Genomic DNA, 17,706 nt, shown 5'->3' with positions numbered 1-17,706 from the left:
ATCGACCACGGCGCCGCCCTGTGGTTCCACCACAACTGGCGCACGGCCGACCCGCAGCGCCCCTTCGACGCCCGCGATCACGTGCTGGCGCCGCCGAGTCCACGCCCGCGCCCCGGAAGAAGGCGGCGCCCGCGGGCCGTCCTCTGCGGCCCGCGACGGGCCCAGAGGAGCGCGTACGCGTCCGCCGTTCCAAACCCGAGGGAACGGACCGCCGTGCCGGCGCGGAGAGCCTGGAGCGCCGTTCCAAGGCCGAGGGTGCGGAGCGTCGTACGGGCGCGGAAGCGGTGGAGCGCCGTTCCAAGGCGGAGGGCACGGAGCGCCGTACGGGCGGCGCGGGCAGGGCGCGGCGTACGGCGACGGATGTGAAGGAGTCGCTTCTCGGCGCCCAGGCGGCGCAGGGCGGCGCGTCCTCGCCGCCGGGGAGCGCCGTGCTGATCATGCTGGCCATGGTCGCGGTGCCCTGCGTCGTGGCGTCGGTCATCTGGCCGCTCGCGACCTTCGCGATCACGGCGACCTTCTGCGTGCTGGCCCGCGCGTGGTGGAGCGGGCACTGGCTGGTCAGGAACCGCAGGTCCACGCGGGTGCGCGGGACGCTGCGGGTGGTGTCGTTCCCGATCGCGCTGGCCGGGTCGGCGCTCAGCGCGGCCGTGTGGCCAGGGGTGCCCGCCTCGGCCGTCGCCGCCTCGGCGTTCTGGGTGGCCGCCGGGGGCGACATGGGCGACATGTGGTGGAGCCAGCCCGGGCCCATGACGGTGGCCGGGGTGGTCTTCGGGGTCGTGTGCGGCGGGATCGTCGGCCGTGAGGTCGAGCGCATCGGCGTCCACGTGCCCGACCTCCGGAGGGAGGGGCTGCGGGCCCTTTCGGTGCTGGGCGGCTTCGTCGCGCTGTGCGCGGCGGCGGTGCGCGTCCTGGCGTGGGTGCTTCCGCACGCGCTCTGAGGGCCCTCTGGCGGTCCTCCGGCGGCATGTAGGCAGTCCCCCCAGGCGCGCGAGGGCCTGGGGGTGAACGGCCGTGCCCCTGGTCGCGTACCGGTGAACCCACGGTCCGCCCTGGTGAGGGCAGCGCATCGTATGGGGAGGACCGCCTTTCGCGCTCGCCCCACGAGCCGCGTGCGGGGCGGCGTCGTGACGAGCGGATCGGTGAGGTGGCGGTCCGGTCGCGGTCCAGGGCTCCTGGGCCGTGGACCACGGATTCGGTGCTCAGTCCCTGCGGGCGAACCGGTTGAAAATGCGCTCGCCTGCGTTGACGGCGCCCTCGGCGACGTCGCGCAGCACGCCGATGAACGGGTCCTGGGACTGCGCCCACGACTCGCGGTAGGAACGCGCGGCGGCCTTGACCTCCTCGGAGAGCTTGGCGTCGGCGTCGTCCTCGCGGCGGGGGTAGTCGCCGGCGAGGATGGACTCGTACTCGCCCTCGCGCCGCCACCGGTCGAGCTCGGCCACCCGCATCACCGCGAAGGGGTGGGTGGTGCCGAGCAGGTTGAGGACCTTGAGCAGGCCGTCGCGCACGTCACCGGCGGTGTCGTACTCGCGGGCCTGGTCGAGGAACGCCTCGATGTTCATCTCGTGGAGCCGGGAGCCCCCGGCCAGCTTCATCAGGGCCCGCATGGCGGCCTCGGGGTCCTGGCCGCAGAGCAGGCCGCCACGGTCGGAGGAGAGCTCGGCCTTGCGGTGCCACTCCTCCAGCGCCGTGACGATGACGCGCAGCCCGATGTATCCGAGCGGGATCCACGCCACGCGGGTGGCGAGCCGCGTCAGGATCGCGAGCATCGTGCCGTAGACGGCGTGCCCGGACAGGATGTGGGAGGTCTCGTGCCCGACGACGAAGCGGAGTTCCTCCTCGTCCATCAGGTCGAGCAGGCCGGTGTTGATCACGATGAACGGGTCGTCGAAGCCGATGGCCATCGCGTTCGGCTGGGGATCCTGCTGGACGTAGATCTCCGGGATGCGGTGGAGATCGAGGAGGTACGCGCTGTCGCGGCCCATGTCGTACAGGGCTCGGAACTGGGTCTCGCTCGCGCGCACGGAGGAGGCGAGGAACATCAGCCGCAGGCGGCGCTCGCTGAACAGGCCTGACGTGCGCTTGAGCACCGAGTCGAATCCCGACAGGGAGCGCATCGCGACCAGGGCCGACCGGTCAGCTGGATGCTCGTAGGCCCGGGAGCTGATGCCGGGCAGCTGTACACGGTTGCGATCCGGGGTGGTGGTGGTCATGGTCGGCATGCTACGTCGGGGCGGATGCCCGCGCGCGGCACAAGGGCCCGGTTTCGTGGGGTCGAAGCTCTCCCAGGGGGGAGGAGGGCCTGCCGGGGGCGTCTTCCCGGGCCGCGGCTTCGGCGGGGGGCGGTTCCGTGGCTCCACGGAGGCGCACGTTAGGGTCCCTCGCATGAGGAATGGGGCCCCCACCAGGCGGCTTGGCATCATGGGCGGGACCTTCGACCCGATCCACCACGGCCACCTCGTCGCGGCCAGCGAGGTCGCCCACCACTTCGACCTGGACGAGGTGGTGTTCGTCCCGACGGGACAGCCGTGGCAGAAGGCGGACAAGGCCGTCTCGGCCGTGGAAGATCGTTACCTGATGACGGTCATCGCCACCGCGTCCAATCCGCGGTTCTCGGTGAGCCGGGTCGACGTCGACCGCCCGGGACCGACGTTCACGATCGACACGCTGCGTGAGATCGCCGCGCTGTACGAGCCGGACGTGGAGCTGTACTTCATCACCGGAGCCGACGCCCTGTCGCAGATCCTCAGCTGGCGTGACGCCGACGAGCTTTTCACCATGGCGCATTTCGTGGGCTGTACCCGTCCGGGCCATGTGCTGCAGGATCCGGGGCTGCCGAAGGGGAAGGTCAGCCTCATCGAGATCCCGGCGCTCGCGATCTCGTCGTCGGAGTGCCGCCAGCGGGTGGCCGCCGGAGAGCCGATCTGGTACCTCGTACCCGACGGGATCGTTCAGTACATCAACAAGCGGGGCCTGTACCAGGCATCCTGATGACGGCCCCGCGCGGGGCTTCACGGGCGACGACGGGCGCGGGACGGGCGCGTCACCGCCTGGTCAGCCGGTGGACGCGACCAGGCCGAAGGTGGCGGAGCGGGGCGAGGGCCAAGCCCTGACCGTTCGAACGGAGAAATCATATTTGCCCCCCGGGCGAACCTGGCAGGACAATCGCTAGATTTGATGGGTACGCCAAGTCTTCGCCGCACAGGAGGAACAACCCACATCGTGACCGCATCGGAAAGATCACTTCAGCTCGTCCGGCTCGCCGCCGAGGCCGCGGCCGAGAAGCTGGCGGATGACATCATCGCCTATGACGTGAGCGAGCAGCTCGTCATCACCGACGCCTTCCTGCTCTGCTCCGCCTCCAACGACCGCCAGGTCCGCTCCATCGTCGACGAGATCGAGGAGCGTCTGCGCATCGACGCCCATGCCAAGCCGGTCCGCCGCGAGGGGGAGCGCGAGGGGCGCTGGGTGCTGCTCGACTTCCTGGACATCGTGGTCCACGTCCAGCACGAGGAGGACCGCACCTTCTACGCCCTGGAGCGCCTGTGGAAGGACTGCCCCGCCATCTCGCTCCCCGACAGCGTCACGCAGGTCCGGGCCCAGCGGGGCAACGGGACGGCAGGTGAGTGAGGGGAAGCCCGGTGGCCGTCGCGTCGTGTTCTGGCGCCACGGCCAGACGCTGTGGAACGTCGAGCAGCGGTTCCAGGGCCATACCGACATCCCGCTCGACGAGACGGGCATCGCCCAGGCCGGCCGGGCGGCCTCGCTGCTCGCGTCCCTGAGGCCCTCGCTGATCGTCTCCTCCCACCTCCGGCGTGCCCAGGAAACGGCCGCCGCGCTCGGGGGCTTCGCGGGGCTCGACGTCATGGTCGACAAGGACCTGCGCGAGCGCGGGGGAGGTGAGTGGGAGGGCCTGACCCGCGCCGAGATCGCGGCCGGCTGGCCGGTTCAGTACGCCGAGTGGGAGGCCCCCGGCGGCGAGACGGTGACCGACGTCGCCGACCGCGTCGCCGCCGCCACCCGCCGGTGGGTCGCCCGGGTGGAGGACCGCGGGCTGCTCGTGATCGCCTCCCACGGCGCGGCGATCCGGCTGGGCGTGGCACGCCTGCTCGGCCTTCCCGAGGACCTGTGGCCGGCCCTCGGCGGCCTCGGCAACTGCTCGTGGTCGGTCATCCAGGAGGGCCGCAAGGGCTGGCGCCTCCTCGAACACAACGCGGGCACGCTTCCGGAGCCCGTGAACAGCGACGACAGGCCCGAATCCGCCTCCGCGGCGAGCTAGAGGGGCCTTTCGTACGGCTTGCGCCGGGCGCGCGGGGCGCAAGCCGTACCTCGGCCGGCCCGGTGCCGAGCCGTTCCGATCGGGCCTCGTCCGGGGTCTCCGTGGCGTCGCGCAGGTGTCGATTAGGTCAACGGCAGGGTGTCGCTATATGCTCTCCGAGCGCCGTGACGGGAACACCCGGAGCGGTGACCAGGGGCTATGGCGCAGCTGGTAGCGCGCCTCCATGGCATGGAGGAGGTCTGGGGTTCGAATCCCCATAGCTCCACGCAGGGTCGTTCTCGAAACGGCCGGACTGAAGTTGGCGGGATCCCGTCTGATCATCGAGATCAGGCGGGATCTTGTCGTTTCAGGGAGTTTCCGAATCGGGTTCGTCCTGGTTTGGGAACTCAGAGCGGGTGTCCGGGAAGGCCCGGGGTGGTGTCAGGGTGCTGGTTGATGAGGGAGTTCGCGTCGTTGGGCATAGCGACGCCGGCTGTGTCGGGCTCGTCGGGGGGCTGGGGTGGCGCCACTGGCGCAGTTCGTCCGCCTGCTGCCGTGCGGCCGCCCCGGCTTGGGCCACACCTTCCAACACGCCCCGCAGATTTGTCCTGGCTTGCCGCTACCCTTTCCAGCTCACTCAACTGCGATGATGAGGTCCAAGTCGAGCGCAACGAGCTGGTGGTAGTAGTGGGCAAGCTGCCGCAGCCTGCCCAGCACCCGATTGAACGCCTCGTCATCAGGTTCGGTCTCGTGCACCTTGTAGACGCCAAGAGTGCTCATTTCGACGACGGAGAATTCCTGACGGGCAGCCGCTACATCGAGCGCGTCAATCGTGGCGGCGGCTTCAGCGAGGAAGGACGTCGTGGAGCACCGCCAGGGAACGCCCAGATTTCCACGGTCGGCGAAGCGCCGGTCCCCTTGGATGATCCGGTATGGCAGTGACAATTCCCGCTTGGGCCAGTCGCTCAGCTTTCTATAGGCCGCCGGGTCGAGGAGATATTCGGCCTGGTTGTAGGAGCGGTCCGGGAATGGGTCGGTGGTACGGAACCCTTCGGGAAGCATGGCCAGCAGTCTGCGATCGAGGTTGGACAACGGCTTGTCCTCAGGGGGACTGAAAAGCCAGAGTGAGGCGAGTTCCCGCGCCTTAGGATCAACTTGGATGAGACGCGTCGAGGGTGCGTTCAGCCGAACCGCCGAGGTGAACAAATCTAATCCCACAGGGACTTCCTCCGCCAGTACCGCGTGATCGGGCATGTGCTGCGACGTGTGTCGGTAGACCTGCCCGAGTGTAGGGCGAGGCCACGCGGCCCCGGTATCCCGAAGCTAGGTTCGCGGACGTGCCGGGCGGCCGCGTAGGGAATCGTCGAGGACGTAGGCGTGCCCGTAGGGTGCAACCAGTGGCCGGAACCGGCTGCTTCATGCCGAATCAGGGGATTCAAAGTTGACCCAGAGGCCGAAGAACTGGGCGGGGAACCTCGTCTTCCGCGCGGAGCGTGTCGACCGGCCCTCCTCCCTTCAGCAGTTGCGGAGCCTGATCTCGCGGAGCGCCAGGGTGCGCGTCCTCGGCAGCGGGCATTCGTTCAACGACATCGCCGACTCGCCCGGCACCCTGGTCTCGCTCGACGGCCTGCCGCAGGGCGTGGACATCGACACCGGCTCCGCCACGGTCAAGGTCGCCGGGAGTGTGCGGTACGCCGAGCTGGGCCGGCGGCTGCACGCCAAGGGGTACGCGGTGCCCAACCTGGCGTCCCTGCCGCACATCTCGGTCGCCGGTTCCTGCGCCACGGCGACCCACGGCTCGGGTGAGGGCAACGGCAACCTCGCGACGTCCGTGTCCGCCGTCGAGATGGTCACCGCCGACGGCGACGTGGTGGTCCTCAGCCGCGCGGGAGACGGTGACCGCTTCGACGGCGCCGTCGTGGCGCTCGGAGCCCTCGGCGCGGTCGTGAGCCTGACGCTGGACATCGTGCCGGCGTTCGACGTGCGGCAGTACGTCTTTGAGGGGCTCCCGGTCGAGGTCCTGGACGACCACTTCGGGGACGTCGTCTCCAGCGCGTACAGCGTGAGCCTGTTCACCGACTGGCGGACCTCGCGGATCAACCAGGTCTGGGTGAAGCAGCGCCTCGACGAGGCGGGCGGCTCCCCGGTCGCGCCCGATCTGTTCGGGGCCACGCCGGCGGAGGCCCCCCGGCATCCCGTCCCCGGGGTGTCCGCCGTCCACTGCACGGAGCAGATGGGCGTCCCGGGCCCCTGGTTCGAGCGCCTGCCGCACTTCCGGGCCGACTTCACGCCGAGCAGCGGCGAGGAGTTGCAGTCGGAGTACATGGTGCCGAGGCGGCACGCCGTCGAGGCCCTGCACGCGCTGGAGGGCCTGCGCGATCGCATCGCCCCGGTCCTGCAGATCTCCGAGATCCGGACGATCGCCTCGGACGAGCAGTGGCTGAGCCCCGCCTACGGCCGGGAGACCGTGGCCTTCCACTTCACCTGGATCAAGGACTACCCGGCGGTGCTTCCCGTCCTCGGCCTGATCGAGGAGCGGCTCGCGCCCTTCGAGCCGAGGCCCCACTGGGGCAAGCTGTTCACCATGCCGCCCGGGACCCTGCGCTCCCGGTACGAGCGGCTGCCGGACTTCCGCCGTCTGGCGCGGCGGTACGACCCGTCGGCCAAGTTCGCCAACGAGTTCGTCGCCACATACGTGCTCGACGACTCCTGAGCGATCTCTGGGCCAGACGGGCTCAGACGTACGGCGACGCGTCACGCCTCAAAAGGGCCGTCCCCTGCCCTCAGCGGCCGGCGCGTCGCCACACGTCTCCCCGATGTCTGTGTGAAGTGCCTTCCGACGCGAATCTCCTCTCTCGATGTTTCGCCGGAGCGAGCCGTGGATGACATTCAGATCAATTGCCAAGGGAGGCCCTCAGGACGCGGTAGATCGCGGCCGACATCGACGGGATGACCAGGCCGTGCCCGAGCCCCACTACGAACAGCGCGGCGGCGAGCAGGGGCGGCGGGCGGGACCCCGGTGTCCACAATTGGTCACTACTTATCGTGACTAAATAACCGCAATTAGATGCTGATGTGGATATCAGACGCCATAGTCGGAGGGTTCAGGTCTTCGAGCTCGAAAGGCTGCGATGAGATCCCTCCGGCACCCCCTCGCCCTGGTGGCCATGGCCGTCGCGATGGTCATGTCCCCGCTCCTTGCCACCCCCGCGTCCGCCGACCCGCCCGAGGTCGCGCTTTCGCTCTCGTCCTCCCAGGTCAACACCGGTGACTCGGTGACGGTCACCGTGCAGGTCACCAACATCCACGGCTTCACGGTGCTCAACGCCGCCGCGCGCGTGTTCACCACCCCCGCCGCGCTCCCGTCGTACGCCACGCTGACCGGATGCACCGGGGCGAGCGGCCCGTGTACCACCGTCTCGGACGGGAGCGGGCCCATCGGCTTCGAGGCGCCCGTCGGAGCCCTGTCGGGCGGCGCCTCGGCCACCGTCGTCCTCACTCTGGCGATCGCGCAGAACGCCCAGCCGGGGGAGCAGACCTTCCAGGGTGAGCTGCGCGGCTCGAACTACGCCTCGGAGATCGTCACCGGGCCCGCGCTGACCATCATCAGCCAGGCCGACGCGGCCGTACGCCTCACCGCCTCGCCCAAGCTGGCCCTGCTCGTCCCGAAGATCGAGTTCACGGTGCGGGTCACCGACAACGGGCCGGGCGTGCTGCGCTCCGCGACCGTCAGGACCCCGCTTCCCGGCGGGCTCTCGGGGGTCTCGGGCGACTGCGCGACCGGCTCGGGCGCCGTCACCTGCACGACAGGGCCGGTCGCGCTCGGGGCGTCGGTGACGAAGAAGTTCACCGTCCCGATCGGGCTGCTGAGCATCGGCGTGCCGTACACCTTCACGGCCACGCGCACGGCCTCCGACCCCGTGGACCCCGTAAGCTCGAACGACGTGGAATCGGTGCAGTGCACCGTCGTGTCCGTCGTCCTGGTCAACTGCCACTGATCCCGCGAAACCCGCTCGCGGGGCCCTCTCCCCGGTCACGCGCCGGGGAGGGGCTCCTCGCGAGGAAGGCCGAGGTGGGGGCCCGATAATCTACCTCCCATGTTCCCGAGTCTCCGTGCCGTGCGATGATCGGCGCCCTGGCCACCTGTCTGATCGTCGGCGCGCTGCTGCTGGCGGCGCTGTGCGTGATCGTGGCCATCAGGAACAGGCCGATGGGCATGGTGCTGCTCGTCGGGCTGGGGCTGCTGGAGCTCGCGCTGCTGGCACAGGCGGGCATCGGCGTCGCCAAGGTGATCGGTGGCGAGCACCCCCACGAGACCGCGACGTTCATCGGCTACCTCGCGGGCACCATCCTGATCCCGCCGGTCGCGGCCTTCTGGGCGCTCGGCGAGCGCACCCGGTGGGGGCCCGCGGTCGCGGCCGTCGGCTGCTTCGCCATCCCCGTCATGGTGGGCCGGCTGCTGCAGCTCTGGCAGGGAACCCCGTGACCGCGGTGAACACCGGGCCGGGCCGGCTTCTCGTCGCCGTGTACGGCATCTTCGCGCTGGCGGCCGGAGCACGGGCGGGCGTGCAGATCGCCACCAAGTACCACGAGGCGCCGCTCGCCTACGTGCTGTCCGCGTTCGCGGCGGCGGTCTACATCGTGCTCACGGTGGCGCTCGCGCGCGGCGCCCGCCGCCTGGCCTTCGCGGCGTGCGCGATCGAGCTGGCGGGGGTGCTGATCGTGGGCACGCTGAGCGTGTTCGACCCGGCCGCGTTCCCGCACGCCACCGTCTGGTCCGGGTACGGAAGCGGTTACGGCTTCGTCCCGCTGGTGCTGCCGGTGATCGGCCTCTACTGGATTTTCCGCACGCGAAAGTCCGAATAGGCCACGCTCTTGGGGGCAGGGCTGGTTTCCGTACCCACAAAGAGGGAGGAAGCCTGATGAGCACCATCGAGCACTCGGTCGACGTGGCCGTGCCCGTGCGGACGGCCTACAACCAGTGGACCCAGTTCGAGAGCTTCCCTGAGTTCATGGAAGGCGTGGAGTCGGTCAAGCAGCTCGACGACACCCGCCTCGCGTGGAGCGTCCAGGTCGCCGGCGTACACCGTGAGTTCGAGGCGGAGATCACCGAGCAGAGACCGGACGAGCGCGTCGCGTGGCGCTCTCTGGAGGAGCCGCGCCAGGCCGGCGTGGTGACGTTCCACCGCCTCACCGACGACACCACGCGCGTCATGCTCCAGATGGAGTTCGACCCCGAGGGGGTCGTCGAGACCGTCGGAGACATGCTGCAACTGGTCCGCATGCGGGTCCACGGCGACCTGGAGCGGTTCAAGGAGTTCATCGAGTCCAAGGGATTCGAGACCGGCGGCTGGCGCGGCGAGGTGCCGACGCCTCTCGACAGCGACCACGGAGCCGCCGCCCGTACGGCTCCGGACGGCGACGTGCTGATGGGACCGGGCACCACCTCGGGCCCCGGCGTCCCCGTCGGCACCACCCCGGCCGGCACTCCGGCCGGCACCCCGACCGGCACAGTGCCGGACCCGAGGAGCGGCTCCGGGCCCGCCTACGCGGCCGGTGACCCGATGCCTCCGCAGCCGGTGCGGCGGGAGTACCCGCCGGAGACCCCGCTCCCGGCGCCGGGCAGCGGCCCGGTCTCCCCGAAGGGCACCCCGCGCTGGGACGACGAGCCGCCGCTGACCCCGGAGCGCCTCGCCTGACGAGGCCGCCAGGACGGCGGGAGGAGACGGCGAGGGGACAGGGTCACGGACCCCGTCCCCTCCGGCGTTCCCGGAGCTCAGCCGGTCAGCCGGTGGGGAGCAGCGACGGCGCGCAGCGCGAGCACCACGGCCAGGCCGAGACCGACGGCCACGGCGGTGATGAGGTCGAACACGACGGTGACGGTGAAGGTCAGGACGAGCACGATGGCGTCGCCACGGGTCGCGCGGGCCAGGGCGCGCAGGGAGCCGACCTCGACCATGCGGACGGTGGTGGCCAGCAGCACCCCGGCGAGCGCGGCGAGCGGGATCCGGCCGACCAGGGTGCCGGCGGCGAGCACAGCGGCAACGCGACCACGGCGACGATCAGCCCGGCCACAAGGTCGCGGCCCGGCGAGCGGCGGGCGGCCGTCCAATCGGAACGTCCGGGCAGCAGGCCGGACAGCCGGCGAAGCGCTTCGCGGACGTTCACACGGTCGACTCAAGCTCGGCGAGCAGCTCGCGCCGGTCGGCCAGCAGGTCGGTCAGGATCCTGCGGGCCGACCGCATCATCTCGGGCACATCGGCCCCGGCCAGCTCGTACACCACCGTCGACCCGTCGCGCCGGGCGGTCACCAGCCCCGCGCGGCGCAGCACCGCGAGCTGCTGCGACAAGTTGGGCGCCTCCACCTCGATCGAGGCCAGCAGCTCGCGGACTTGCTTCGGCCCCTCGCACAACAACTCCAGCACCCGGATGCGCAGCGGGTGGCCGAGCGTCTTGAACAGCTCGGCCTTGGCCTGGTAGAGCGGGACCGGCATCACTCGGTCCCGCCCGCCGGTCCGCCGCCGATGGCGAACGCCCTCATTCGCCCGGCTTCCCTCCCCGATCGGGGTCGGAGCCGGTCTCGTCGGGCTCGGCGCCCGCGGGGGGCGCCGGGTCGACACCCAGCTCACGTCGCAGCGAATCCAGATCACCGCCACCGCTGTACTTCAGAGCACGAGCGACCTTCACCTGCTTGGCCTTGGCCCGACCGCGTCCCACCGACACCCCTCCTCGCCGACACGAACCAGTTCGTTGCGATCCTAGCGAATTGACAATCTCTGCAAGTCCGTAACGCCCCGAGCGCTGACCCGGTGGGGCCGGGGGCTCGGATGACCACTCCGAATGTCTGTTACTCTTGAGGTCGTCCAATCATCCCATGATTCGATTACCCGCTCGACAGATGAAGGAACGACCCCCGAATGAGTGTGCTCGCCCCGGATCGGCTCGTGACGACCGCACCCGAACGGGGGGCGGGCCGGACGCGCTCGCTCGCATGGCTGGTCGTGCTCGGCATCGTGCTGGCGGCGCTCAACCTGCGCACCGCCGTGACCAGCGTCGGCCCCCTGCTCGACCAGGTCAGCCAGGCGCTCGGCATGTCGGCGGTGGCCACGGGGCTGCTGACGACCCTGCCGGTGCTGTCCTTCGCGGTGTTCGGCGCGGTCACCCCCTCACTCGCCCGGCGCGTCGGCGAGCATCGCCTGCTTCTCGGCGCGCTCGTGCTGCTCGGGGTGGGCCTGCTCGCGCGGGTCATGATCGACTCCACGTTCGTCTTCCTGGCGGCGAGCGTGGTGGCGCTCTCCGGGGGCGCGATCGGCAACGTGCTGATCCCGACCCTGATCAAGCGCCACTTCCCTCGTCGTACCGGGCCCATGACGACCCTGTACGCGACGGCCCTGGCCGTCGGCACCATGCTCGCCGCGGCCGCGACGGTCCCGATCCAGCGGGCCGCCGACGGCAACTGGCACGTCGCCCTCGGTGTGTGGGCGGCACTCGCCGCTGTGGCCGCCATTCCGTGGCTTGCGCTCCTGCGCAGTGAGCCGGAGCGGTTCAGCGGGCGGGACGCCGCCGGGCCCCGTGCATTGGTGCGCACCCGGCTGGCCTGGGCGATCGCCGGGTACTTCGGCACCCAGTCGCTCGTGGCCTACGTGATGTTCGGCTGGCTGCCGCAGTTGCTCCAGGACAGGGGGTACACCACCGGCCAGGCCGGGGTCAGCCTGGCGGTGTTCTCGGCGCTGGGCATCCCCGTGGCGCTGGCCGTGCCCGCCATCGCGGCCCGCGTCCGCAGCCAGCGCCCCATGATCGTCGGCTTCGCCGCCCTTTACGTCGTGGGCTTCACCGGCATGCTGGCCGGCCCGGCGTCGACGCTGTGGATCTGGGTCCTGGTGGTCGGCGTGGGCATGGGCTCGTTCCCGCTGGCGCTCACGCTGCTCGCGCTCCGCACCCGCACGCCGGAGGTCACCGCGGCCCTGTCGGCCTTCGGGCAGAGCGCCGGGTACCTCATCGCCGGGGCCGGCCCGATCGTGGTGGGCGTGCTCTACTCCTCCACCGGAGGCTGGACGCTGCCGTTCGCGCTCCTGTTCGCGGTGGTGGCGGCCCAGGTCGCCACCGGCTGGTACGCGGCCGGCGACCGCTACCTGGAGGACGAGCTCGCCTAGCGAGCAGGTTCAGCCGGGAGGAAGCGGGCGACCTTGCCCGCCGGCCCGCTGGTCACCCGCACCACCTCCGGCGCGACATGCGCTGCCCGTTCCGGGACCGCTTCCTTGATCTGCTGCCGGATTCGGTTTCCGCGTGGTGGCCGGATTCCTATAGACTGTCCGCGCATCGCAAGGGGCTATGGCGCAGCTGGTAGCGCGCCTCCATGGCATGGAGGAGGTCTGGGGTTCGAATCCCCATAGCTCCACCCTCGCGTTCGACCCGATACCGCCCCCACCAGGGCGGTATCGCTGTTTCGGGGCCCGAGCGCGGTCCGATGGGCGGGGAGGCCGGGTAGCAGTGGAACGATCGACGCCGCCGGTGGTGGTGCGGCGGAGCCTGCCGACCGAGCCCGCCGTCCGGGGTTCGGCGTCGCTGTTCGTGGCCGAGGCCGAGCGCCAGGGCATCCGCGCGGGCCGGCGGATGCTCCACGTCGGTCCCGAGCCCGCCGGTGAGCACGTCGCCGCGGCGCTGCGTGTCGAGCCGGGGGCGTCCGTGCTGGCGCGGCGCAAGCTGCTGCTGGCCGACGAGGTCCCCGTGCGCGTCGCCACCAGCTATTTCCGCCTCGACGTCTTCGGCGGCACCCCGATCTGCGACCCCGGCTTCGTGCGTCCGAGCCTCCAGGCCGGCATCGAGGCCCTCGGCCACCGCTTCGGCCACGCCGAGGAGCGACTGGTCGCGCGCCGCCCGGCCGCGTTCGAGGCCGAGACGCTGCGGCTCGACCCGGGCGAGTGGATCGTCGAGATCGTCCGCGCGGCCTACGCGACCGACGGCACCCCGATCCACGTCCTTGAGACCATCTGCGCCGCCTCGCGCCACGTCTTCCCCATCACCCAGGTCACCGGCGCCGACGAGTTCTAGGGATCGGAACCGCCCGATGGCCGACTACGCGTCCGTCTCCCTGGCCGGGCGGAGCTGACCGCGCCCCTCCTACGCGCAGGCGGCGCCGTTCAGCGCGAAGCCCGACAGGGCGCCCGCGGTGCCCGTGAACGACGCGTTGAAGGCGAGGTTGATCACGCCTCCGGCGGCGACGCTTCCGTTCCACGAGGCGTTCTTCACCGTCACCGCGGTGCCCGACTGGGTCCAGGTGCCGTTCCAGCCCTGGACGCTCATGCCGGCCGGGAGGGTGAAGGTGACCGTCCAGCTCGTCAGCGCCGCGCCCCTGTTGGTCACGTTGAGCTGGCCGGTGAACCCGCCCGGCCACTCGCTCTGCTTCGCGTACGACGCCGAGCAGGCGCCCGCGGTGGGCGTGGGCGTCGGGGTGACGGTCGGGGTCGGCGTGGGGGTGGGCGAGACCGTGGGGGTGACCGTCGGGGTGGGGGTGGGGGTCGGGGACGGGCCGTCGGTGGTGTAGGTCGCCTTGGTGTACGCGGCGCCGCACGGAGAGCATCCGGCAGGGAGGGCGAAGCTGTAGACGCGGCCGTTGTTGACGAGCGCGTCGGAGGCGTCGCGCACCCGGATCTGGTAGCGCGTCCCGGCCGTCTCGGTGGGCGCGATGATGTACGACTGGCCCATGTCACTGTTCATCTGGGCCTTCTGCCAGGCGCCTCCGGCGTAGTACTCCACACCGTGGATGCCGTCGCGCAGGTGTGACACGGCGATGGCCGGCCAGTACTGCTGGGCGCCCTGCATGAAGCCGATCTGGATGTCGCCGGTGTACCCGGGCGCCGAGACGAACGACCAGGTGACGTGGCGGTTGTTCCAGTGGTTCGGGTACATGTCGCCGACGGGGACGCCGTTCTTGGCGAACCTGTTGAGCGAGCCCTTGGCGAGGTCCAGGTGGTACGGGTCGTCGCGGCACCAGGCGTTGGCGTCGCCGCAGCTGTCCGCGACCAGCATGTTCAGCGTGGCCCCGTTGTAGGCGTCGGCCGTCCACGAGCCGTTGCGGCAGAACGCCTGGCCGGGCGCGCCGTCGTTGACGCCGGTGCAGTAGTCGGCCACCGAGACCCGCACCCATCGCCCGCAGTTGAGCCCGTTGTTCCACATGCCGATCTTGGCGGCCATCGACGGAGGCAGCGGCCGGGTGTAGTTCCCGTAGTCGCCAGGCGTGTTGAACACGTTGAGCGCGACGAAGTCCTGACTTTCGAGCACGGACTGCGGCAGGCCGCATCCCCCGTACGGGGCGCCGAGCGCGTCGAAGTAGGTCGCGTTGCCCGTCACCGGCGCGGGAGGGTCCGCCAGCGCCATGGCCTTCGCGGACAGTTGGAACACGACCAAAGCGCACAGGAGGAAGGCGGCGAGCAGGGCCGCTCCGCGCCTGCGGTCGCGGGGCGCGGGGCCCGTCGGTCGAGCGCGGTACAGGTCTGTCATCGCCGTCTCCGTCCACGTCGTGGCCCGGGACCGAACGCGGGTCCCTCGCAGGGCGGGGTCACCCTAAGTCGGCGCGGAATCGGCGGACAACGCCCGCGTTCTCCCGTGGGCGGCGCCGCAGGTCGCCGGGGCGTCGGTGAAGATCGAGTCTGAAACTTCCACCGGGGATCGGTGATGGAGGCCGGGCAAGCGGGGACTCAGCGGTGAGCAAGCCGGGCACGCGAGCCTGGTCGCGGGGCCGCACTCCGCGGTCCCCGCTATGGAGGTACGCCGATGCCGTTCTTGCCCCGCACGCACGAGATCCCGCAGGGGGTCGACCACGTGTCGTTCCGGATCAGGCCCATCACCGTGCACGACGTCGTCAAGGACTACGAAGCCGTGATGGCCAACGTCGGCCTGCTGCGCGGGCGTTTCCCGCTGTGGGGCTGGCCGAAGGACGGGCTGACGCTTGAGGAGGACCTCATCGACCTCGCCTGGCACCAGAAGGAGGCGCTGCTGCGAAACTCGTTCAACTACGCGATCATGACGCCCGACGAGTCGCGCCTGCTCGGCTGCGTCTACGTCGATCCGCCCGAGAAGCTCGGAGCGGACGCCGACGTGTCGTTCTGGGTCAGGGCCGACCAGGAGGAGCCGGGGCTGGAGGAAGAGGTCGAGCGCGTCGTGCGGAGGTGGATCGCCGAAGCGTGGCCGTACGAGTCCGTGCGCTGGCCCGGCAGGGACCTCTCCTGGAAGGAGTGGGACGCCCTGCCGGACGCCTGATCACACCGGATCGCCGGAGTTCGGCAATTGCACGGTCGTCCGCGAGCCGCGATCTGCAATTGCGTTATACACAGCAAGATCCGTGGTTATCCCCCTATTTTCGTCAACTCCGCTCCTGACTGGACTTGACTTGGCGTGTGATATCCCTCTATTTAAGGAGAGTCAGGAATCGGCTCAGTGTTGGGTGGACGGAATGACAGCGAGAGGCTCGCGCCCGGCGCACCGGGCCGCGCAGGCCGGCGCGTTCGACCGGATCGGTGAGCGATATGACGAGGCCTTCCCCTACAAGGGCGGGCAGATCGCGTCGGCCGAGTGGGTCCTGCGCAAACTGCGCCCGGGCGCGCGGGTGCTCGACGTCGGCTGTGGTACGGGCCTGCCGACGGCCCGCCAGTTCGTGGACGCCGGATGCGAAGTGACGGGCATCGACATCTCGCCCGTCATGCTCGCCCTGGCCGAGAAGCACGTCCCCGAGGCCGACCTGCGCCGACTCGACGTCGTCGAGCTGGACGGCAGCCTCGGGCGGTTCGACGCGGTCGTGGCCTACTTCTCCCTGTCGATGCTCCGCCGCGACGAGATCATGATGACGCTGCTCACGCTCCACGAGCTGCTCGTCCCCGGCGGCTGGCTGGCCCTCGGCATGGTCGAGATCGACGTGGACGACGCGCCGATCCGCGTCCTCGGCACGCCCGTGCGGATGACCGGATACGCCAGGTACGCGCTGCGGGCGGTCGTCCAGGAGGCGGGGTTCAGCGTGCGCGAGCAGATGGACCTGGCCTACGTTCCCGCGACCGAGGACGAGCCGCTCGAAATGCAGCTCTTCCTCAACTGCCGGAGGAACACCTTCTGACAGACGTCCTCACTCCGTGTCGCGTACGACCCGTACCGGCCGTGCCGCACGATGGCGACGGCGGGCGGGCAGGTGTTTGACGGGCGCGACCGCGGGCGCTTAAGTTCCGGATACCGACTGGTCGGTCTGAACGGAGAGCGCGTATGCGGGTGCGAGACAAAGTCGTCGTCGTGACCGGGGCGGCTAGCGGGATCGGGCGGGCGATGGCCCTTCGGTTCGCGGCGGAGGGCGCGGCGGGCGTGGTCGTCGCCGACCTGGACGAGGCGGGCGCAGCCCGGGTCGCCAAGGACATCGGCGAGCGGGCGATGGCCGTACGGACCGACGTGTCCGTGCGGGAGGAGGTCACCGCCCTGGCCGACGCGGCGGAGGAGGCCTTCGGGCCCGTCGGGCTGTTCTGCTCCAACGCCGGCGTCATCACCGGCCACGGGCTGGACGCCGGCGACCTCGACTGGACCAGGACCATCTCGGTGAACGTGCTCGCCCACGTGTACGCCGCCGGCGCGATGGTCCCGAGGATGGTCGAGCGGGGCGGCGGCTATCTGCTCAACACCTGCTCGGCCGCGGGCATGATCAGTTGCCCGGGGGACGCTCCCTACGCGGTGACCAAGTCGGCCGCGATCGCCTACGCCGAGTGGCTCTCGATCCACTACCGGACCAAGGGCCTCGGGGTGAGCGTGCTGTGCCCGCAGGGCGTGCGCACGGCGCTGCTCGGCCAGGGCATGGACGAGCACCACCTCACGGCCCGCGCGGTCCTGGCGTCCGGCGCGCTCCTCGAACCCGAGGCGGTGGCGCAGACGGTGATCGAGGGCCTCGACGCCGAGCGGTTCCACATCCTTCCCCACCCCGAGGTGGCCGAGTTCGTCCGGCGCAAGTACGACGACCCCGACCGCTGGCTCTCCGGCATGGCCAGGTTCGTCGACTCGCTGGAAGAGTGACCCGCGTGGTCGGCACAAGGGGTCAGGTCAGGACGGCGAAGGCTCCGGCGCCGATCAGGGCGATCGCCCAGGCGAGGTCCAGGTTGAACCAGGCCCGGCGCAGCACCGAGACGCCGAGCCGTTCGTACACGACCACCGCGAGAGTGGCCGTGACCGTGAGCATGGCCAGGGTGTGGACGGCCGTGAACAGCAGTGCCTGCTCGGTCAGCGCGAGCGCGGCGTGCCGGTGGCCCGACAGAGTGATCGGGAGCAGCATCAGCCCCGCGCCGTGGGCGGTGGCCATCAGGAACGACCAGCCGGCGAGCTGCCACCCGGTGACGCGCATGCCGACCCACCGGGGGTGGCGCCGCCGCAGGAGCTTCCACAGGCCGAAGCCGCAGACCAGCGCCGCCACGCCGTACGAGACG

Annotated in this window: 21 protein-coding genes, 2 tRNA genes and 2 pseudogenes; 17 read left to right on the top strand and 8 right to left on the bottom strand. The window is 70.7% G+C overall.

Annotated elements, in window-relative coordinates:
* A pseudogene (locus tag AB0B89_RS26715) lies at window positions 1–93 on the top strand (aminotransferase class I and II); the annotation flags it as partial.
* Window positions 94–362: 269 nt separating this feature from the next.
* Complete coding sequence (locus AB0B89_RS26710; protein WP_358558329.1) at window positions 363–938, top strand: hypothetical protein; 576 nt, start codon at window positions 363–365, stop codon at window positions 936–938.
* Between the two features lie 261 nt (window positions 939–1,199).
* Here AB0B89_RS26710 and AB0B89_RS26705 read toward each other — a convergent pair whose 3' ends face one another.
* A complete protein-coding gene (locus tag AB0B89_RS26705; RefSeq protein WP_358558326.1) occupies window positions 1,200–2,213 on the bottom strand; it encodes a M48 family metallopeptidase in 1,014 nt (337 codons plus the stop codon).
* A 172-nt stretch (window positions 2,214–2,385) separates the two neighbouring features.
* Between AB0B89_RS26705 and nadD the strand changes: the two genes are divergently transcribed.
* From nadD to AB0B89_RS26685, 4 genes are all read left to right on the top strand, one after another.
* Window positions 2,386–2,991 carry a nicotinate-nucleotide adenylyltransferase gene (gene nadD, locus AB0B89_RS26700; RefSeq protein WP_358558323.1) on the top strand — a complete coding sequence of 202 codons (606 nt, stop codon included), beginning with the start codon at window positions 2,386–2,388 and terminating at the stop codon, window positions 2,989–2,991.
* A gap of 231 nt (window positions 2,992–3,222) precedes the next feature.
* Window positions 3,223–3,630, top strand: a complete 408-nt coding sequence (gene rsfS / locus AB0B89_RS26695; protein ID WP_358558320.1) for a ribosome silencing factor — start codon at window positions 3,223–3,225, stop codon at window positions 3,628–3,630.
* On the top strand, window positions 3,623–4,279 hold the full coding sequence (locus AB0B89_RS26690) for a histidine phosphatase family protein (RefSeq protein WP_358558317.1): 657 nt from the start codon (window positions 3,623–3,625) through the stop codon (window positions 4,277–4,279). The genes rsfS and AB0B89_RS26690 overlap by 8 nt, the downstream gene beginning before the upstream one ends.
* Window positions 4,280–4,471: 192 nt before the next feature.
* Window positions 4,472–4,544: transfer RNA gene (locus tag AB0B89_RS26685), tRNA-Ala, on the top strand.
* A 347-nt stretch (window positions 4,545–4,891) separates the two neighbouring features.
* On the opposite strand, the gene AB0B89_RS26680 is transcribed toward AB0B89_RS26685, so the two are convergent.
* Window positions 4,892–5,512, bottom strand: a complete 621-nt coding sequence (locus AB0B89_RS26680; RefSeq protein ID WP_358558314.1) for a DUF1877 family protein — start codon at window positions 5,510–5,512, stop codon at window positions 4,892–4,894.
* 187 nt (window positions 5,513–5,699) lie between these two features.
* Here AB0B89_RS26680 and AB0B89_RS26675 point away from each other — a divergent pair, with 187 nt between their 5' ends.
* The gene (locus AB0B89_RS26675; RefSeq protein WP_358558311.1) at window positions 5,700–6,971 is read left to right on the top strand and encodes an FAD-binding protein; all 1,272 of its coding nucleotides are present in this window, start codon (window positions 5,700–5,702) and stop codon (window positions 6,969–6,971) included.
* A 181-nt stretch (window positions 6,972–7,152) separates the two neighbouring features.
* Here AB0B89_RS26675 and AB0B89_RS26670 read toward each other — a convergent pair whose 3' ends face one another.
* Window positions 7,153–7,287: a hypothetical protein gene (locus tag AB0B89_RS26670; RefSeq protein WP_358558308.1), complete on the bottom strand. Its 135-nt coding sequence runs from the start codon at window positions 7,285–7,287 to the stop codon at window positions 7,153–7,155.
* A 102-nt stretch (window positions 7,288–7,389) separates the two neighbouring features.
* Between AB0B89_RS26670 and AB0B89_RS26665 the strand changes: the two genes are divergently transcribed.
* The 4 genes from AB0B89_RS26665 to AB0B89_RS26650 all read left to right on the top strand — a co-directional run bounded on the left by AB0B89_RS26665 (window position 7,390) and on the right by AB0B89_RS26650 (window position 9,957).
* On the top strand, window positions 7,390–8,256 hold the full coding sequence (locus AB0B89_RS26665) for a hypothetical protein (RefSeq protein ID WP_358558305.1): 867 nt from the start codon (window positions 7,390–7,392) through the stop codon (window positions 8,254–8,256).
* 125 nt (window positions 8,257–8,381) lie between these two features.
* Complete coding sequence (locus AB0B89_RS26660) at window positions 8,382–8,744, top strand: hypothetical protein (protein WP_358558302.1); 363 nt, start codon at window positions 8,382–8,384, stop codon at window positions 8,742–8,744.
* On the top strand, window positions 8,741–9,124 hold the full coding sequence (locus tag AB0B89_RS26655) for a hypothetical protein (protein ID WP_358558299.1): 384 nt from the start codon (window positions 8,741–8,743) through the stop codon (window positions 9,122–9,124). The genes AB0B89_RS26660 and AB0B89_RS26655 overlap by 4 nt, the downstream gene beginning before the upstream one ends.
* A gap of 56 nt (window positions 9,125–9,180) precedes the next feature.
* Window positions 9,181–9,957, top strand: a complete 777-nt coding sequence (locus tag AB0B89_RS26650) for an SRPBCC family protein (RefSeq protein WP_358558296.1) — start codon at window positions 9,181–9,183, stop codon at window positions 9,955–9,957.
* A 77-nt stretch (window positions 9,958–10,034) separates the two neighbouring features.
* Here AB0B89_RS26650 and AB0B89_RS26645 read toward each other — a convergent pair whose 3' ends face one another.
* The 3 genes from AB0B89_RS26645 to AB0B89_RS26635 form a co-directional block, all read right to left on the bottom strand.
* Window positions 10,035–10,295 carry a hypothetical protein gene (locus tag AB0B89_RS26645; protein ID WP_358558293.1) on the bottom strand — a complete coding sequence of 87 codons (261 nt, stop codon included), beginning with the start codon at window positions 10,293–10,295 and terminating at the stop codon, window positions 10,035–10,037.
* 127 nt (window positions 10,296–10,422) lie between these two features.
* Entirely contained in the window at window positions 10,423–10,752 is a 330-nt protein-coding gene (locus tag AB0B89_RS26640; protein WP_358558290.1) for a metalloregulator ArsR/SmtB family transcription factor, read from the bottom strand.
* A gap of 43 nt (window positions 10,753–10,795) precedes the next feature.
* Window positions 10,796–10,975 carry a DUF3073 family protein gene (locus tag AB0B89_RS26635; RefSeq protein WP_358558287.1) on the bottom strand — a complete coding sequence of 60 codons (180 nt, stop codon included), beginning with the start codon at window positions 10,973–10,975 and terminating at the stop codon, window positions 10,796–10,798.
* 200 nt (window positions 10,976–11,175) lie between these two features.
* On the opposite strand from AB0B89_RS26635, the gene AB0B89_RS26630 reads away from it, so the two are divergent.
* The 3 genes from AB0B89_RS26630 to AB0B89_RS26620 all read left to right on the top strand — a co-directional run bounded on the left by AB0B89_RS26630 (window position 11,176) and on the right by AB0B89_RS26620 (window position 13,309).
* Window positions 11,176–12,411: an MFS transporter gene (locus tag AB0B89_RS26630; protein WP_358558284.1), complete on the top strand. Its 1,236-nt coding sequence runs from the start codon at window positions 11,176–11,178 to the stop codon at window positions 12,409–12,411.
* Window positions 12,412–12,583: 172 nt separating this feature from the next.
* Window positions 12,584–12,656 (top strand) — tRNA-Ala (locus AB0B89_RS26625).
* A 92-nt stretch (window positions 12,657–12,748) separates the two neighbouring features.
* Window positions 12,749–13,309: a UTRA domain-containing protein gene (locus AB0B89_RS26620; RefSeq protein WP_358558281.1), complete on the top strand. Its 561-nt coding sequence runs from the start codon at window positions 12,749–12,751 to the stop codon at window positions 13,307–13,309.
* A gap of 69 nt (window positions 13,310–13,378) precedes the next feature.
* Here the strand turns inward: AB0B89_RS26620 and AB0B89_RS26615 are convergent, their stop codons facing one another.
* Window positions 13,379–14,758, bottom strand: a complete 1,380-nt coding sequence (locus tag AB0B89_RS26615; RefSeq protein ID WP_358558278.1) for a cellulose binding domain-containing protein — start codon at window positions 14,756–14,758, stop codon at window positions 13,379–13,381.
* A gap of 273 nt (window positions 14,759–15,031) precedes the next feature.
* Here AB0B89_RS26615 and AB0B89_RS26610 point away from each other — a divergent pair, with 273 nt between their 5' ends.
* The 3 genes from AB0B89_RS26610 to AB0B89_RS26600 all read left to right on the top strand — a co-directional run bounded on the left by AB0B89_RS26610 (window position 15,032) and on the right by AB0B89_RS26600 (window position 17,299).
* A complete protein-coding gene (locus AB0B89_RS26610; RefSeq protein ID WP_358558275.1) occupies window positions 15,032–15,517 on the top strand; it encodes a GNAT family N-acetyltransferase in 486 nt (161 codons plus the stop codon).
* 193 nt (window positions 15,518–15,710) lie between these two features.
* Window positions 15,711–16,364, top strand: a complete 654-nt coding sequence (locus AB0B89_RS26605; protein ID WP_358558272.1) for a methyltransferase domain-containing protein — start codon at window positions 15,711–15,713, stop codon at window positions 16,362–16,364.
* A 143-nt stretch (window positions 16,365–16,507) separates the two neighbouring features.
* Window positions 16,508–17,299, top strand: a complete 792-nt coding sequence (locus tag AB0B89_RS26600; RefSeq protein WP_358558269.1) for an SDR family NAD(P)-dependent oxidoreductase — start codon at window positions 16,508–16,510, stop codon at window positions 17,297–17,299.
* A gap of 22 nt (window positions 17,300–17,321) precedes the next feature.
* On the opposite strand, the pseudogene AB0B89_RS26595 reads toward AB0B89_RS26600, so the two are convergent.
* Window positions 17,322–17,706, bottom strand: a pseudogene (locus AB0B89_RS26595) (hypothetical protein); the annotation flags it as partial.

This window comes from Sphaerisporangium sp. NPDC049002, assembly GCF_040649355.1.
Classification (GTDB): domain Bacteria; phylum Actinomycetota; class Actinomycetes; order Streptosporangiales; family Streptosporangiaceae; genus Sphaerisporangium.
The sequence above is the reverse complement of the archived record's forward strand: the minus strand, read 5'-3'. Positions and strand labels throughout refer to the sequence as shown.